The sequence below is a fragment of the Thermoanaerobaculia bacterium genome (genome assembly GCA_018057705.1).
In the GTDB taxonomy this organism is placed as follows: domain Bacteria; phylum Acidobacteriota; class Thermoanaerobaculia; order Multivoradales; family JAGPDF01; genus JAGPDF01.
Genome location: JAGPDF010000094.1, coordinates 1 through 14,730, shown reverse-complemented (window position 1 = coordinate 14,730; position 14,730 = coordinate 1). Strand labels below are relative to the sequence as shown.

Genomic DNA, 14,730 nt, shown 5'->3' with positions numbered 1-14,730 from the left:
ATCCTGAGCCTCACGCTATTCGAGCGAACCCAGCTAGATCAGCTACTTGCGCGATCCATCTACGAAGAGATGGAAGACCTCGAAGCCAAACAACTGATTCTGTTCGACTAACGTTGGGACACTAGTGAGCCAGTCCCCATTTTCCGCTCGGGACCATGTCTCCAGCTGCGGGGGGCGGCGGGGCGATTGGCTGTCCCCGGCGGCGGGGCGCGGAGGGCGCTTTTCAGCTCTTGAAGGGGTTCTCGACCGTCAAGCGTTCGATCCGCAGGCCGTGCTGAAGATTCTCGCTGAGGAGGCGGGTGCAGCCGGCTTCGAGGGCGGCGGCGACATTCAGGGCGTCGTAGAACGAGAGGCTGTAGCGCTCCTGGAGCTCGAGGCCGCGGCGGTAGAAGGCCGGGCTCGGCGCGCCGCGCCAGAGCGGCAGGAGGACCTCGTCCATCAGCCGCTCCGCCTGCGCCGGCGTGGCCGGCTGCGCGAGCTTGCGCGTCAGGACGTTCAGCGTTTCCTGGACGACCTGAAAGCTGATGCACGCGCTTCCCGACTCGAGACCTTTCTCGACGAGCCCGGCGGCGATCGTCTGCTTGCGCGGGTCGGTCTCGTCGAAGAGGTAGACGAGGATGTTCGAGTCGAGGAAGTCAGCGTTCATTCATCTCGTCGCGGCTGAACTTACGCCCCCCGGTGCGCAGCGTCCCGCGGAGCTCGGCGATGACCTGCATGGCGGCCGCGGCACGATGGCGGCGCTGCGCATAGTCGGCCAACCACCGCCGGAACTGCTCGTTGAGCGTCGTGTTCTCCGCCTGTGCGCGCGCCCGCGCGGCCTCGATCAGGTGCTCTTCGGCGCTCAAGGTGATGTTCTTCATGGACGGACTCCTATTCCACTTCCGTATCCTACACTAGGACAGTGTGCACTGTTATCGTGTACCGAGGACGGAATCTGGCGCCTGGATCTGGCGCTGGAGGTACGCCGGGGACACGCCCCAGCCCGGCAGATTGGATCGAGCCGCCGCGAGGTTGTGGCGGGCTTCAGCATGTCCCCAGCTGCGGGGGCGGCTTGATCGGAGCTACTTCGGCGTGGCCTCAGCGGGCGCCAGCGGCTCCGGCTTTGAGGCGGTCGTAGATGGCGTCGGGGGCGAGGTCGGCGCCGTTCGGCCAGCAGATGACGCTCCACTCGTCGATGCCGGTGTCGGAGGCATGAGCGAAGCGGGCCGGGTCGCGCAGGGGCTCCATCATCGGGCCGAAGAGCCGGTCCTCGTAGTCGAGGACTCCGCGGACGCCGTCGGAGAACTCGATTTCGAGGCGGTAGGTTGGGAGCGCTCGCACCGAAGTCACACGTTCCATCTCAGGCCTCCTTGTTTGGCAGCGAGCGGAACGACGCCTTCATGCGACGCGGCGAACGTGCGCGATCTCGTCGGGGGCGATCGCGCGGAGATCTTCGGCGGGCACGGTGACGACGGCGATCGTCTCGCCGGCGAGGGTGGCGAATTCGACTTCGAAGCCGGCGCCCCCGGCATGTGCCAGGACGACCGTTCCGACGTCCCCGGCTTCGAGCTTCGCTCCCGGGAGGTCTCGTCGCAGGACGACCATTTCGAGCTCTGCGAAAGCGGCGATCATTCGCGCTCCGAGTCCAGATTGAGGTAACGGTCGATCGCTTCGATCATCGGCGGGAGGTCGCTCACGATGACCTCCCAGACGATGTCGAAGTCGACCCGGTCGTAGCCGTGAATGACTCGCTCGGCAGCGAACGGCGGAGTCCGACGATCTCCGCCCAGGGTAGATCCGGCAGATCTGCCCGGATCTCTGGGGTGGCGCGCGCCGCCGCTTCTCCGACGATTTCCAGCAGCCGCACGATCGACAGGTTCAGCTGCCGGTCGAGATCGAGATCGGCTCGGCTTCGCCCTTGGACCATGGCGACAGCCTCGCGCCCATGGTCGAGCATGTGGCGCAAGCGAATGCGGTCGTCATGCCGCGTCATAGATAGTTTCGGCTTCCGCCAGCACCTCGTCGCGGAAGTAACGCGAGAGGAACCCTTCGGTGTTGAGATCGACTTGGCGGCGGAGAATCTTCGAGAGCTCGTCCTGCAGGGAGAAGAAGCGCAAACCCATCCGCGTCCCGGGTTCGAACTCGACCAGCACGTCGACATCACTTGCTGAGGAAAAATCGTCGCGCAGAACGGAACCGAAGAGCGCGAGCTTCCGGACGCGATGCCGGCGACAGAAGTCGACGATCTCGTCGTGCGGAATCTCGATCGCTGGCCGCGTCGGTACGCTCATGGCGACTCCTTCCCTTGGGCTCGCACGCAGATTCTACCGCCTTCAAGCAGAAACGGCGGGGAAAGGGCCTGTTGCTGACTTCGCCGAGGTACGCCGGGGACACGCTCCAGCCCGGCAGGCTGAAGTGGGGCAGCCGCTGCAAGGGCGGCGGGCTTCAGCATGTCCCCGGCTGCGGGGCACAGTTCGGGCTGGGGTCGGGAAATCGCCTGGCACTCCGAGCGGAGCCTTGGGTGTGCGCTCTTCGGCGGCGGGGCTGGATCTTCGAGCGCGGCGTAGAATCGTCCGGCCTCGACGCCTCCGGAGACTCCGCATGTCGCGCACGATTCCGCCCGATCACGGTCACAGCCACGAGCAAAGCCACGACCCCAGCCACGACCACGGCTCTGACGTTCAAGGAGACGAGCTCACGGAGCTCGACCGCTTTCTCGCGTCGCCGGCCATTGTCGAGAGCTCGCTCGACATCTTCGGCCTCGAAGGGTTTCTTGCGGCGGTCGTCGCGAGCCCGCGCCGGGTGGAGCCGTCCGAGTGGACGCCGTGGATCTGGGATGTCGATCGCGGCGAGAACTCCCCCATCTGGGAGAATTCCGAAGAGAAGGAGCACATTCTCGGGCTCGTGATGCGGCTCCACGATTCGGTGGCGGCGGCGCTCGCGCCGGGCGCGGGAGAGTTCGAGCCGCTCTTCGAGGAGGGCGACGTCGAGGCCGCGACGAATTGGTGCAGCGGCTTCATGGCGGGGACGCGCTTCGAATCCGATGCGTGGTCGGAGCGCATCGACGAACGGCCGAAGTGGTTCACGCCCATCCTGGCTCTGGGCCTCGAGGACGATGGCGGACCCGCGCCGCGGAAGTCGCAGGTCGAGCGTTGGACGCGCGACGTGGGGCCGGCGGTCACGAAGATCCAGGCGTACTGGTCGAACCCGGACCCGAGCGCCGCGCCGGCGACCTCCTCCCCCACGGTGGGCCGGAACGAACCCTGCCCTTGCGGCAGCGGGAAGAAGTTCAAGCGCTGCTGCGGTGCGGGCGCGAGCGGAGCGAGCTGAGGGAAAGTCCCGAAAAACGACCAAAGAGGAGCCTGATTCTGGGCCGATTGAATGTCGCCCCCCTCTGATCACCACCCCGCGACATGAATCTCCCCGGGCTGGTCTTGCATCCGCGCTCCGGAGATCGAGCGGGGAGCTGGTCCGTCCGGGTGAGCGGCAACTGGCGTGTGACGTTTGTCTTCGCCGGCACGGACGCGGATGAAGTCGACTACGAGGACTATCACTGAGGTGGCGACCATGAAGATGCATAACCCGCCCCATCCTGGCGAAGTGCTGAAGGCCCTTTGCCTCGAGCCGCTGGAGCTCACCGTGACGGTAGCTGCCAAGGGCCTCGGCGTCAGCCGCAAGACCCTGTCGGCGATCATCAACGGCCGCGCCGGGATCACGCCCGAGATGGCGCTGCGGCTGTCGCTGGCCTTCGACACCAGCGCCGAGAGCTGGCTCGCCCAGCAGCTGCAGTTCGATCTCTGGCAGGTCGAGAAGAGGCGGCCGGCGCTGCGGGTCAAGCGGCTGTCAGCTGCGTAGGAGGAAGGGCGCACCACTGCGAAGCATCCCCAACTTGAAGTCACAATTTGTGACCTCAAGTTGAGGTGGTCACGGCTTGTGACCAGCTCTGCGCGCTGGAGGTACGCCGGGGACACGTACCCGCTCTGGGGCAGTCGCGGGTCGGTCGAACGCTGGCTTGGAGCGGTTCCGTGTCCCCAGCTGCGGGCGGCGGCGGGGGCTGCATGTCTCCGGCTGCGCGGGGCGGCGCACGGCGGGGCGGGAGCCAGTCCCCATTTTCCTGCGGGGGTGGGACCTTTCTACGATTCCGGATGCGTCTACGCTACTCGGCGGACGTGCGCGATCTCGTCGGGGGCGACGGCGCGGAGGTCTTCGGCGGGCACGGTGAGGACGGCGATCGTCTCACCGGCGAGCGTGGCGAACTCGACTTCGAAGCCGGCGCCCCCGGCGTGCGCCAGTACGACGGTTCCGACGTCCCCGGCTTCGAGCCTCGCTCCCGGGAGGTCTCGTCGCAGGACGACCATTTCGAGCTCCCGCATCTCGGCTGCTTCGCTCATAGCCTCCCCCTCCCAATCGGATAAGCCGTTACAAATCTCGCGACGGACGTTCCGGTTTCGACGAACCATACCGACCTGAGTTCGACCGGCTCGCCGCTCGGTGATCGGCGATCGCGGAACGGCCCGTCGACGACGTAGTTTGACCAGAATTGGGTCTCTTCGCGACTCGCGAGCGGATTCTCTCTTGCGTGCACGACAAATGCCTCCTCGAGCTCCAGAGGAGTCTCGGCTCGAAAGCCGAGCGCCCGGAAGTACCTGGCCTTCCGCTGCCCGAGAGGATGCGAATCCGAAAGGAGGTAGCCAATCAGCTTCTCCGGATCCACTTTCATCTCGAACGCCGCCAGCTCGACCTGTTCGGTCACCGCTCCTCCTCGCCGGGACAGATTCAAAAACCTTGCGGGCCCCTGCCGCGGGCGCCCTGGAGGTCGCCTTCGAAGGCCGCGGTGCTGCCTCCGATCTGCTTACCCAGGAGGTAAGACGGAATCGAGCGCTGACATCTCGCGGGTCCAGGCCGGGAAATCGAGAGGCGCGGAGGTAGCGGCAGATCGCGGTGGTACGCCGGGGACACGCTCCAGCCCGGGGGCTGGGGTTGGGTCGCCGCGGCGGGTGTGGCGGGCTTCAGCATGTCCCCGGCTGCGGGGTGCGGCGGTTCTCCAGCTGCGGAGGGGGGGGCTCGGCGCTAGTTGGAGGCGGATCCATGTCCCCGGCTGCGGGGGGCTTGCGGTGTCGGGTTTCTAGCGCCGATCTCGATCCAACTCCCAGGCAAACCCTTCGGCGGCCCGTCGGCAGCCGGGAGAATCGGGGGAGATCTTGGCAAACGCGCGGACGACGGATTCTCGATTTTCGTGGAGGGTTGTCTCACGACTCGCACCCCTTGTCGGGTTCGCGACCCTCGCCTGCCTGGTGAGCGCGGGCGCCACCGGAGCCACCGGAGCCGCGGGGGCGGTGGAGCTGCCTTCCGTCGGCCTCTCCACCGTGCGGGCGCAGCGGTTCGGGCGGGCGGATCTGCCGAATGCGAACGATTTCGGCGCGGACTTCTTCGGGTTCGCCTCCGCGTCGGCCGACTTCAACGGCGATGGGGTCGACGATCTCGCGACCGGCGTTTCGGAGAGCGGCGGGCCAGCTCCGGTCGTCAACGGTTGCGGCCAGGTCGTGGTGCGCTACGGCGTCCGTGGGCGGGGGTTGGATCGGGTCTCCCCGCCCACCGTGCTGGGGCAGTTCACCACCGGCGGCGCCGAGGTCGATGACGAGTTCGGCCGGGCCCTCGCCGCGTGCGATTTCAACGGCGACGGCATCGGCGACCTCGCGGTCGGGGTGCCCGACGAGGACCGCCAGCTCTCGACGTTCAACTTCCCCGACGCCGGCGTCGTCGCGGTCTATCTGGGTTCGGCCTCCGGGCTCCCGGCCGCGCCGGCGATCACGGTCGGGCAGTCGACCGCGACGGGGCTCCCCGAATCCAACCTGCACTTCGGCGAGATCATCGCCTGCGGCTACTTCGACGGCGATGCCTTCGCCGATCTCGTCGTCGGCGTGCCCGATCATGCCGTGGGAGATTTCGCGGAGGCCGGGATCCTGCGCGTCTTCCGCGGCGCGGGGACGGCGCTCGGGCTCGCCCCGGTGCCGTACCGGCTCGATCAGGACTCCACGGGGATCGACGATACGGCCGACCTCGACGACCATTTCGGCGCCGCGCTCGCCGTCGGCGACTTCGACTCCGACGGCTTCGACGACCTCGCGACCGCGGTGCCCGGCGAGAATTTCGGCTCCTTCGCGCCCGCCGCGGTGCACATTCTCTTCGGCGCCGCGGGCGGTCTGGGGGCGACCGGGCGCGACCAGCTGATCGCAGGACCAAGCGAGGCCCAGGCCTCCTCCTTTGGGCGGCGGCTGGCGAGCGGAGACTTCAACGACGACGACTTCGACGATCTGGTCATCGGCGTACCCGAGGACGACAGCCCGCTCTCGAACACCGGAGCGGTGTACGTGCTCCAGGGGACGACCGGCACTTTCGACCTCGCGACGGCCGAGCGTCTGACCGCGCGGGAGATCTTCGGCGGCGGTGCGAGCCTGCCGGGCGAGTTCTTCGGCGATGCGTTGGCGGTGGGCGACTTCAACGGCGATCGCCTCGACGATCTCGCGATCGGTGTTCCCAACGAGACCGTGGAGGGAATCCGGGAGGGCGCCGTCGTCGTCCTGCTGGGCGAAGAGGGCTTCGGCATCTACGCCGGGGAGTCGCCCGCCCGGCAGTTCGAACATGGGCAGGAGGAGATCCCCCGCGGCGACGACATCCACGAGGTCCGATGGGGCCACGCACTCACGACCGGCGACTTCGACGGCGACGGCCTCGCCGATCTCGCGGTGGGAGCGTTGAACGAGGACGACGGAACCCTCCTTAGCGTCGGGAGCGTGACGGCGCTCTACAGCGCGCTCTTCGCGGACGGCTTCGGGAACGCGACGCTTTCCCCCAGCTACTGGTCGGCGACGGTGACTGCGCCTTAGGCCACCGGACCCTGGGGGTACACCGGGGACACGTACCCGCTCTGGGGCGATCGCTGGTCGGTCGACCGCCGGTTTGGAGCGGTTCCATGTCCCCGGCTGCGGGGAGTGGGAGTGAGCGGCAGCGGAGCGTTCGCTGCAGGCTCTTCAGCGGCGGGGCTGGATCTTCGATCGGGGCTTTTGAATCCTCTGCTTGGGCGCAGGCGTCCGAAGGGTCGGCTCGGAAAGCTCGCTGACCGCCGAGCTGAAGCGAGGGGTGCGCACATCGTGAGGCAAGAAATGAAACTCGAACTCCCCGCCCAGCGCGAGAGCGATTCGAGCCAGGCTCTCGAGAGTGAAGTTGGCTTTTCCGCGGAGTATCTTCGTCACATAGGCGGGGCTGGTTCCGAGGCGGCGGGCGAGCTCCGACCTCTGCATGCCCCGCTTCTCCATCGCGACGAAGATCTCCTCCGTGACTCTGAGAATCGCGCGCTCCGTCCAATAGACGGGATCGGCCTCCGCCTCCTGACTCCACTCCCGAAAGGTCTTCTTCACCAGGACTCGATCTCCTCGTCATCGATCCGCAATGCAGACTTCGACTTCGCTTCGAAATAGCGGCTGCGAACGGCCTCGGCTTGCTCGAGATGCGCCTTCGGCGTCTTCTGGCGCTGCTTCACGAATCCATGAGAGCAGACGACGACTTTTCGTTCGTCATAAAACCAGAGAATTCTCAGATCGCCGGAAATGAACTCCCAGATGTCTGGCGCGAGGCGGTGGGAAACGTCCGTGTTTCGCGGCGGCCCTATGCTGGCGACGACATCCAGGAGGCTCCAGGCTCTCCGTGCCTGCTTGCCGAGTCTTCCTTCCAGGCCCTGCAGGAACTCCGTCAATAGGCAGTCACCTCTGTCGGAGCAGGCGGCCAAGACTGCCCAACTGCGCAGTTTCAGCCGTCGCAGGCGCAAAGATTAACCCATAGGTTAAAACTCGTCAATTTTCGTACCCTCCCGCAGGCGCTGATGGACGCACCGAGTCTCCTCTTCGAGATGGCCTCGATCGGCCTTCGAGCCTCGTTCGCTCTCTGGCATACACGCTAAGACGGAAACCAGCGTGCGGATCTGGCAGTGAGTCGGCCCTTGCCTCGTGCCGCTATGTCTGATCTGACATAGCATCGATTGTATGAAGAGAGCGCGCCAGAAGGAGCTCGAAGCCCGCGGCTGGAGAGTCGGATCGGCAGCGGAGTTTCTCGGCCTCGACGCGGTCGAGCAAGCGCTGGTCGAGCTACGACTGGGGCTCGGGAAGACACTCCGCGAGCAGCGAACCCGGTCGGGGCTCACGCAGACGCAGGTGGCGCGTCGCATCGGCTCGAGCCAGTCGCGAGTCGCCAAGATGGAGGCGGCCGACGCGTCGGTTTCGCTCGACCTCATGATCCGCGCGCTGCTGGCTCTCGAGGCGAAGCCCAGCGAGATTGCGGTGGCTATCGAGCGGGCGCGGAGGTAGCGGCAGGTCGCGAGGTACGCCGGGGACACGCACCCGCTCTGGGGCGAGCTGGAGTCGGTCGACCGCTGGCTTGGAGCGGTTCCATGTCCCCAGCTGCGGGACTCGTCGGTGCGGTGACATGTCCCCAGCTGCCGGGGGGAGGCGAGTCCAGCGGGGCAGGCTCGCGGTACGCCGCGGTGTTACAGTGCCGCCCAGTCTTCGACCCTGGAGGTATCCGGCGTGGCGATTCTTTCGTTTTGCGAGCTGCGGCTGCGCCTCGGGCGGGTCGGGGCGCTGCTGCTGCTTCTGGTGCTGCCCGCGTTGGCGGCGCCTTCCGGACTTCTCGCCGGGACCTTGATCTTCAGCGATGGCTTCGAGAGCGGCGACATCTCGCAGTGGCCGCTCGCCGGCGTTCCCGTGGTCACCACGAGCGCCGGCACGACCCTCGCCATCGAGGGCACCGGGCCGCAGCCGGTCGACAGCGCCCTGGTCGTCAGCGACGCCGACAGCGCCAACCTCGCCGCGGCCAGCGTGACGATCCTCGACCCTGCGGACGGCCTCTCCGAGGTGCTCGACGGACCCGACTGCGCCGGTCTCGTCGTGACCCCGGGGCCGAACAGTCTCGCGATCAGCGGCAGCCAGCCGCTTTCGGTCTACGAGACCTGTCTGCGCTCGGTCACCTGGGACGACACCGCCGCGACTCCGACACCCGGCCCGCGAACGCTCGCTTTCACGGTCGACGATGGGACTTCGACGAGCCCCGCGGCCGGGAAGATAGTGGAGCTCCAACTCTGCGAGTTCGCGATCTCGCCGATCGCCGTCCACTTCAACATCCGCCTGCCGACCAGCCACCCGTTGAGCATGTGCGTCCAGAAGACCGCGACGGCGGACGTGACGGCGACCGCCGGCTGCGCCTGGGACACGGTGGTCGATCTCGGCGGCGCCCCGGGCTGGCTCTCCATCCTCGGCGGCAGCTCGGGTGTCGGCACGGGCCTGCCACAATCGCTGACGTGGCGCGTTTTCGGCAACGCCCATGAAGCGACGGCGCGCAGCGGCACGATCACGGTGCTCCGCGCCGCCACGCTGGCGCCGACACCGGCGGTGCTCGCGGTCAGCCAGATCGCCGATCCCGCTCACCTCTGCCCCTGAGGCGGGAAATCCGGGACAGGTACACGTTTCTGGGGGGCTAGTGGTACGCCGGGGACACGCTCCAGCCCGGTCGGCTGGAGTGGGGCTGCCGCAGCAAGGGTGACGGGCTTCAGCATGTCCCCGGCTGCGGGGCACGGTTCGCGCTGTGGTGACGGGCTTCAGCATGTCCCCGGCTGCGGGCCACGGTTCGCGCTGTGGTGACGGGCTTCAGCGTGTCCCCGGCTGCGGGGCACGGTTCGGGCTGTGGTGACGGGCTTCAGCATGTCCCCGGCTGCGGGGCACTCACTCGGGCGGTTCCAGGTCCCCGGGTGCGGGGAGGGCGCGGCTACCACTCGTTGTCGTTGCCACCCTCGAAGTCGGCTGCGAACAGGCCGCCGTACAGGATCTGGACGCCGCCGACGTTCGTCAGGTCGCCGTAGTCGGCCGTCGGCAGGCCGACCGCGAGGTCGGGCACGGAGTCGCCGTCGAAGTCGGCACTGACGAGCGCCTCGCCCAAGCTGCCGTCGTCGGTGACGAACTCGAAGAGGCCGAGGGTGGAGCGCGGCACGATGAGCTGGGCGTTGCCCGGATCCGGTTCCGCCCCGCTGTTGGAAAGCCCGACGAAGACGCCGCCGGTCAAGTTCGACAGCGCCGGATCGTTGCCGGGCATTCCGACCACCAGGTCGAGGCGGCCGTCGGCGTTGAAATCCGCGAACGCGAAGGACTCGGCGAAATTGTCTTGCGGATCCGGCGCCACGTCGAAGTCTGCGGCGGTGAAATAGCGCGTCGATCCGCCACCTTCCCCTCGGAGGTAGAGCGCGCCGGCGCCGTCGACGCCCCCAACCTCGCGCCTTGGCGCGCCGATCGCGATCGTCCCGCAGGCGCCGGGGAAGTAGGCGCCGGCCGAGGCGAGTGTCGAGCCGAACCGGTCCGAAAGGTGCGGCGGCGAGGCCCCCTCCTGGGTGAAGCTCGTGGTGTCGAGGACGAAGCTGGTTGCGTGGACGAGACCGCCCGCACTTCCCTGGACGACATAGACCGCGCCGGCATCCTCGACCCCGTCGACCGTCTGGCCCGGTACGCCCACGGCGAGGTCGTCGAAGGCGTCGCAGTCGTTGCGGATCGCGGCCAGCGCGAGTCCCACATTTTCGCCCTCGCCGGGATCGCCGACGACGCCGGTGGTGTCCTTGTGCCAGATCGAGTTGCCGGCGACGACCAGCCCGACTCCCAGCTCGCCGTAGAAGAACGTCACCGCGCCCGCGGCGTCCGTCGCGCCGACGTCCTCCCCCGGAGAGCCGACCGCGAGATCGTCGGCACCGTCGCCGTCGAAGTCGCCCACCGCGAGGCTGCCTCCGAACTCGTCGAAGTCCTCCGCCCCCCCCGCCACGCCAGCCAGGCTCTGCCGGAACTCGCCTGTATCGACCATCGTGCCTGCCACCCAGTCGTACAGCACGACGCGCCCCTCCTCGATGCCGCCGAGCGCGAACTCCGGTGCTCCGGCCGCCACCTCGGCGTCGCCATCGCCGTCGAAGTCGCCGCACGCCACGGACGCACCGAGACTCTCCTGGTTGACTGTACCCACGGCGCGGACGAAAACCGGCGAGCCCTGGGGGTCCATGCGGAAGAAGAAGACCGCGCCCGCGTCGTTGCTGTAGTCGGGCATCCCGACCGCGAGATCCGCGCGCCCGTCGCCGTCCCAATCGCAGCTCGCGACGACCTCTCCGTAGCGCATGAATTCTTGCTCCGCAATACTGGGCACCGGCAGGAATCGATCGCGGGCGTCCCAGAGCTGCGCCTGGGCCGGACTCGCTCCGAGGGCGAGGAGCATCATCGGCAGGAGCCATGAGAGCCATGAGAGCGATGAGAGCGGTGAGAGCGATGCGAGCGCCGGGCAGGCGGACAACGAGTGGGGGCGTCGAAGGGGCCGAAGGGGTCGACGGGGTCGAAGCGAGGGCAGGCGGGGATCGGTCATGTGCGGGCTCCTTGCTCTTCAGAACGCGAAGCGCGCCGAAAGGCGACACGCCGGGAAGGAACATGTCCCGGCGCGCCGGGTTCTGCGTTCCTTTCCGCTTCAGAACTTCCAGCAGAACAACGACGGCAACGGCGCCTGGGCAGCGGCTACGTGCGGCTTCACTTACGCGGACTTGCCCGAGCTCTCGATTCCGCACGGCGTCGGAGAGCCAGTGGAACCTGAGTCCCCTGAGGTACGCCGGGGACACGTACCCGCCCTGGGGTGGTTGCAGGTCGAGCGAAGCAGTCGCCTTGGGGCGGTTCCATGTCCCCAGCTGCGGGGGGCGGAGCTTTGGTGGCCCGTGAAAGCGCCTGGCACCTGTCTCCGAAGCGGCGGGAGTGAACTGAGCGGAGGTCCGGAGTCGGAGGTCGCAGCGAGGGGCCCGTCTCCCTGTCCTGTTTCGCGCCGGTCTTGCGCGTAGTTCCGGTAGGAGTTCTTTCCGGAGGAAGCAATGACTCGAGAGCGGACGCAAGGGGCTGGCGGACGGAGGCTGGGAACGTGCTTTGCGGTCGCAGTCGTCCTGGCGATGGTGAAAGCGGCTGCGGCGCAGGTCTACGTCGCCAACGCCAACGCCGATTCGGTGCTGGTCTTCGACCCGGCGACCAGCGGCGACCAGTCGCCGCTGCAGGAGATCACCGCGACGCCGGGCTTCATGGACCTGGCCTCTTCGGTCGCGGTCCATGTCGGCCGGGGGGAGGTCTTCGTCGCCGCGCGCGGACCCGACGAGATCTTCGTCTTCGACCTCGCAGCGGACGGCCCGACCACGCCGCTGCGCACGATCGCGGGCGCGACGACGACGATCGCAACGCCGTGGGACCTCGAGCTCGACCCCGAGCGCGGCGACCTCTGGGTGCTCTCCAAGGACGCGAGCGAGCTCCTGGTCTTCGCCGTCGGCGGAGGCGGCAACGTCGCGCCGCAGCGAACGCTCGCGACCTCGCCCGCCTGGCCCACGTCGACCCTCGATTTCGACCTCGACCTGGTGCACAACGAGGTGGTGATCACCGATCGCACCCCGGGGGCGGCGGCGATCCGTTTCCTGCCGCTCCTCGGCAACGGCACGGTCGGCGTGCTGCGCTCGATCTCGGGTCCGGCTACCGGGCTCACCGATCCGTCGATCGTGGCGGTCGATCCGCTCCACGACGAGGTCTTCGTCGTCAACCAGGCGTCGATCCGCGTCTTCGCCCGCGAGGCGTCCGGCGACGTCGCGCCGCTGCGCGTGCTCTCGGGGGCCGCGACGGGGCTCCTCGCGGTCCACGGCCTCGACGTCGATCCGCTCGCCGGCGCGGGCGGAGCCGGCGAGCTCACCGTGCTGCGCTCGAGTCCCAACGACGCGCTCCTCTTCTTCCCCCGCACCGCGACCGGAAATGTGGCACCGCTGCGCGCCATCGTCGGGGCGGCGACCCACTTCAACGGCACCAGCCTCCTCTCCTACTTCCCGACGCTGATCTTCGCCGACGGCTACGTCACCGGCACGACCGGCGCCTGGAGCACGGCGGTCCCGTAGGAGCCTGACGGGAGAGCGGGAGAGAGGCTGGGAGAGCGGCTGGCACCTGTCCAGAAGAGAGGCTGGCACCTGTCCAGCACCTGTCCAGCACCTGTCCAGCACCTGTCGAGCCGGTTCGCGCGCACCGGCTCGATTGCCGCCCCTGAGGCCTCGCTGTCCCCTTTGAGAATGGGTGAAAATGGTGAAAATGGGGACAGTCCCCATTTTCGCTAAGCCTCGCTTCCTCAGTCGTTTGCGGAAATTGGGGACAGTCCCCAATTTCCGCTGACACCTCTGCGGGACCGTAATTGGGGACTGTCCCCAATTACCGCCAATTGCCGCGGCGCAGGGAGAGAGAGGGAGCGGACCGGTGCCCTTTCAGCGGCTTGGCGCGACTTCGGGGTGGGTCGTCTCATAGGCGCGTAGGTGGGCGCGGAGCTCGGCCTCGAGCTTGCGCTCCTGGTCGTTCGGCAGATCCGGATCGTCCTCGGCCTCGAGCTCGAGGATCTCGGCCCGGGCGCTCCAGTAGACATGAGCGGGGCCGTCGACGCCATCGCCCTCGGCGTAGATTCGAGCCAGTTCCTCCATCGCTTCGTCGTCACCTTGATTGGCGGCCCGGATGTACCAGCGGATCGCCTCGCTGGCGTTTCGCTTCGTCCCCTCGCCTTCGAGCAGCATGCCGGCGAGATAGAACTGCGACTCGGCGTGCCCGGCCTCGGCGGCCTGCCGGTAGAGCGCCACCGCACGCCCGTCGTCGGTGCGGCCTCCCAGCCCCTCGTCGAGGAGGATGCCGAGCATCATGGCGAGCTCGGGATCGCCGGTCGTCTGGAGATCGCGGAGATCGCGCTCGAGCGCCGCGCGGGCTTCGACGAACCAACGTTTCGCCTGCTTCGGATCGGCCTCGATCCCTTCCCCGAGCTCGTAGGCGAACCCGAGGCGAGCCAGGCCGAGCGGGTCGCCCGCGGCCGCAGCCTTGCGGTACCAGGCGACGGCGGCCACGTCGTCTTCCTCGACCCCCCAGCCTTCGGCGAGCAGAAGGCCGTATTCGCCCAGAGCGCGAGGATGGGCGGCTTCCGCGGCACGACGGATCCAGTTCGCGCCGCGCGCTTCGTCCTCTTCGACCCCTTCGCCCATGACGTACAGGATGCCGACGCGGGTCATCGCCGCGAGGTGCCCGCCTCGGGCCGCGCTCTCGTAGAGCCTTGCCGCCTCGACCAGCGTCTCGCGGCCGCCTTCCGGGCGATCGAGCGCGCGAGCCTGCTCGAACAGCGCAGCGGGATCGTCCCCCGCGAGAGCGGCGGTTTCGGCCGCCATCCGGCAGGCGGCGAGCGACAGGACGATGCAGATCGGTTTCCAGGTCATGCGGCTCATGGTCTCACCCCTCGATAGAGAACGATGCGCAATGCCGCCGCTCACGGGGCCAGGCGCAGCGAAGCGGGCGTTCGATCGACCCGACCCGCGAAGCGCTCCCGGAAGAGCGGAACTTGAAAAAGAGGGACAGGCACTATTTCAATAAATGGTGCCTGTCCCTCTTTTTCGATCATCCGGGTGACCGGCTGCGAGATAGCGGCGGCGGATTGCGTCTTATCCCTTCGGGATGAGGAGATCGCACGCCGCCGACCCGCCGCGGGCCGTCGTTTTCGGCCGGCTCGGAGCCCCACTTCGAACCGTGCTGGACGGCGCGCTCGCGTTCTGTACACTCGGAGGAAATCGGGGGTTCCTTTCGATGTTCGACACTTCATGCCCGTCGCGCGCGCGACGGGCGATCGGGATGGCCGCATTTGCGGTCGCAC

Annotated in this window: 19 protein-coding genes; 7 read left to right on the top strand and 12 right to left on the bottom strand. The window is 67.9% G+C overall.

Annotated elements, in window-relative coordinates; genetic code table 11:
* Window positions 1-223: 223 nt before the first annotated feature.
* The 6 genes from KBI44_19270 to KBI44_19245 form a co-directional block, all read right to left on the bottom strand.
* Complete coding sequence (locus tag KBI44_19270) at window positions 224-646, bottom strand: PIN domain-containing protein (protein ID MBP9146627.1); 423 nt, start codon at window positions 644-646, stop codon at window positions 224-226.
* Window positions 636-860 carry a hypothetical protein gene (locus KBI44_19265; protein ID MBP9146626.1) on the bottom strand — a complete coding sequence of 75 codons (225 nt, stop codon included), beginning with the start codon at window positions 858-860 and terminating at the stop codon, window positions 636-638. Before KBI44_19265 ends, KBI44_19270 begins: the two co-directional genes overlap by 11 nt.
* 217 nt (window positions 861-1,077) lie before the next feature.
* Window positions 1,078-1,338, bottom strand: a complete 261-nt coding sequence (locus KBI44_19260; protein ID MBP9146625.1) for a DUF2442 domain-containing protein — start codon at window positions 1,336-1,338, stop codon at window positions 1,078-1,080.
* Window positions 1,339-1,377: 39 nt separating this feature from the next.
* Window positions 1,378-1,611: a DUF4926 domain-containing protein gene (locus KBI44_19255; protein ID MBP9146624.1), complete on the bottom strand. Its 234-nt coding sequence runs from the start codon at window positions 1,609-1,611 to the stop codon at window positions 1,378-1,380.
* Between the two features lie 61 nt (window positions 1,612-1,672).
* Entirely contained in the window at window positions 1,673-1,945 is a 273-nt protein-coding gene (locus KBI44_19250) for a hypothetical protein (GenBank protein MBP9146623.1), read from the bottom strand.
* Between the two features lie 13 nt (window positions 1,946-1,958).
* Complete coding sequence (locus KBI44_19245; protein ID MBP9146622.1) at window positions 1,959-2,270, bottom strand: nucleotidyltransferase family protein; 312 nt, start codon at window positions 2,268-2,270, stop codon at window positions 1,959-1,961.
* Between the two features lie 310 nt (window positions 2,271-2,580).
* Here KBI44_19245 and KBI44_19240 point away from each other — a divergent pair, with 310 nt between their 5' ends.
* From KBI44_19240 to KBI44_19230, 3 genes are all read left to right on the top strand, one after another.
* A complete protein-coding gene (locus tag KBI44_19240; GenBank protein MBP9146621.1) occupies window positions 2,581-3,309 on the top strand; it encodes a UPF0149 family protein in 729 nt (242 codons plus the stop codon).
* A gap of 83 nt (window positions 3,310-3,392) precedes the next feature.
* Window positions 3,393-3,536 (top strand): type II toxin-antitoxin system RelE/ParE family toxin, encoded by a 144-nt coding sequence (locus KBI44_19235; protein ID MBP9146620.1) that lies wholly within the window; start codon window positions 3,393-3,395, stop codon window positions 3,534-3,536.
* Window positions 3,537-3,546: 10 nt separating this feature from the next.
* Window positions 3,547-3,834 carry a HigA family addiction module antidote protein gene (locus KBI44_19230; GenBank protein ID MBP9146619.1) on the top strand — a complete coding sequence of 96 codons (288 nt, stop codon included), beginning with the start codon at window positions 3,547-3,549 and terminating at the stop codon, window positions 3,832-3,834.
* A 296-nt stretch (window positions 3,835-4,130) separates the two neighbouring features.
* On the opposite strand, the gene KBI44_19225 is transcribed toward KBI44_19230, so the two are convergent.
* Both KBI44_19225 and KBI44_19220 read right to left on the bottom strand, forming a co-directional pair.
* Complete coding sequence (locus KBI44_19225) at window positions 4,131-4,352, bottom strand: DUF4926 domain-containing protein (GenBank protein ID MBP9146618.1); 222 nt, start codon at window positions 4,350-4,352, stop codon at window positions 4,131-4,133.
* A gap of 14 nt (window positions 4,353-4,366) precedes the next feature.
* Window positions 4,367-4,732: a hypothetical protein gene (locus tag KBI44_19220; GenBank protein MBP9146617.1), complete on the bottom strand. Its 366-nt coding sequence runs from the start codon at window positions 4,730-4,732 to the stop codon at window positions 4,367-4,369.
* Window positions 4,733-5,315: 583 nt separating this feature from the next.
* On the opposite strand from KBI44_19220, the gene KBI44_19215 reads away from it, so the two are divergent.
* Window positions 5,316-6,866, top strand: a complete 1,551-nt coding sequence (locus KBI44_19215) for an FG-GAP repeat protein (GenBank protein ID MBP9146616.1) — start codon at window positions 5,316-5,318, stop codon at window positions 6,864-6,866.
* Between the two features lie 144 nt (window positions 6,867-7,010).
* Here KBI44_19215 and KBI44_19210 read toward each other — a convergent pair whose 3' ends face one another.
* Together KBI44_19210 and KBI44_19205 are read right to left on the bottom strand one after the other, a co-directional pair.
* Complete coding sequence (locus KBI44_19210; protein MBP9146615.1) at window positions 7,011-7,397, bottom strand: helix-turn-helix transcriptional regulator; 387 nt, start codon at window positions 7,395-7,397, stop codon at window positions 7,011-7,013.
* Window positions 7,394-7,732, bottom strand: coding sequence for a type II toxin-antitoxin system RelE/ParE family toxin (locus KBI44_19205; protein ID MBP9146614.1), 339 nt, complete (start codon window positions 7,730-7,732; stop codon window positions 7,394-7,396). Before KBI44_19205 ends, KBI44_19210 begins: the two co-directional genes overlap by 4 nt.
* Before the next feature lie 286 nt (window positions 7,733-8,018).
* Between KBI44_19205 and KBI44_19200 the strand changes: the two genes are divergently transcribed.
* Window positions 8,019-8,339 (top strand): helix-turn-helix transcriptional regulator, encoded by a 321-nt coding sequence (locus KBI44_19200; protein ID MBP9146613.1) that lies wholly within the window; start codon window positions 8,019-8,021, stop codon window positions 8,337-8,339.
* Between the two features lie 219 nt (window positions 8,340-8,558).
* A complete protein-coding gene (locus KBI44_19195) occupies window positions 8,559-9,467 on the top strand; it encodes a hypothetical protein (protein ID MBP9146612.1) in 909 nt (302 codons plus the stop codon).
* 325 nt (window positions 9,468-9,792) lie between these two features.
* On the opposite strand, the gene KBI44_19190 is transcribed toward KBI44_19195, so the two are convergent.
* Complete coding sequence (locus KBI44_19190; GenBank protein MBP9146611.1) at window positions 9,793-11,274, bottom strand: VCBS repeat-containing protein; 1,482 nt, start codon at window positions 11,272-11,274, stop codon at window positions 9,793-9,795.
* Window positions 11,275-11,905: 631 nt separating this feature from the next.
* Here KBI44_19190 and KBI44_19185 point away from each other — a divergent pair.
* The gene (locus KBI44_19185) at window positions 11,906-12,958 is read left to right on the top strand and encodes a beta-propeller fold lactonase family protein (protein ID MBP9146610.1); all 1,053 of its coding nucleotides are present in this window, start codon (window positions 11,906-11,908) and stop codon (window positions 12,956-12,958) included.
* 357 nt (window positions 12,959-13,315) lie between these two features.
* Here the strand turns inward: KBI44_19185 and KBI44_19180 are convergent, their stop codons facing one another.
* A complete protein-coding gene (locus KBI44_19180; protein MBP9146609.1) occupies window positions 13,316-14,308 on the bottom strand; it encodes a sel1 repeat family protein in 993 nt (330 codons plus the stop codon).
* Between the last annotated feature and the right edge of the window lie 422 nt (window positions 14,309-14,730).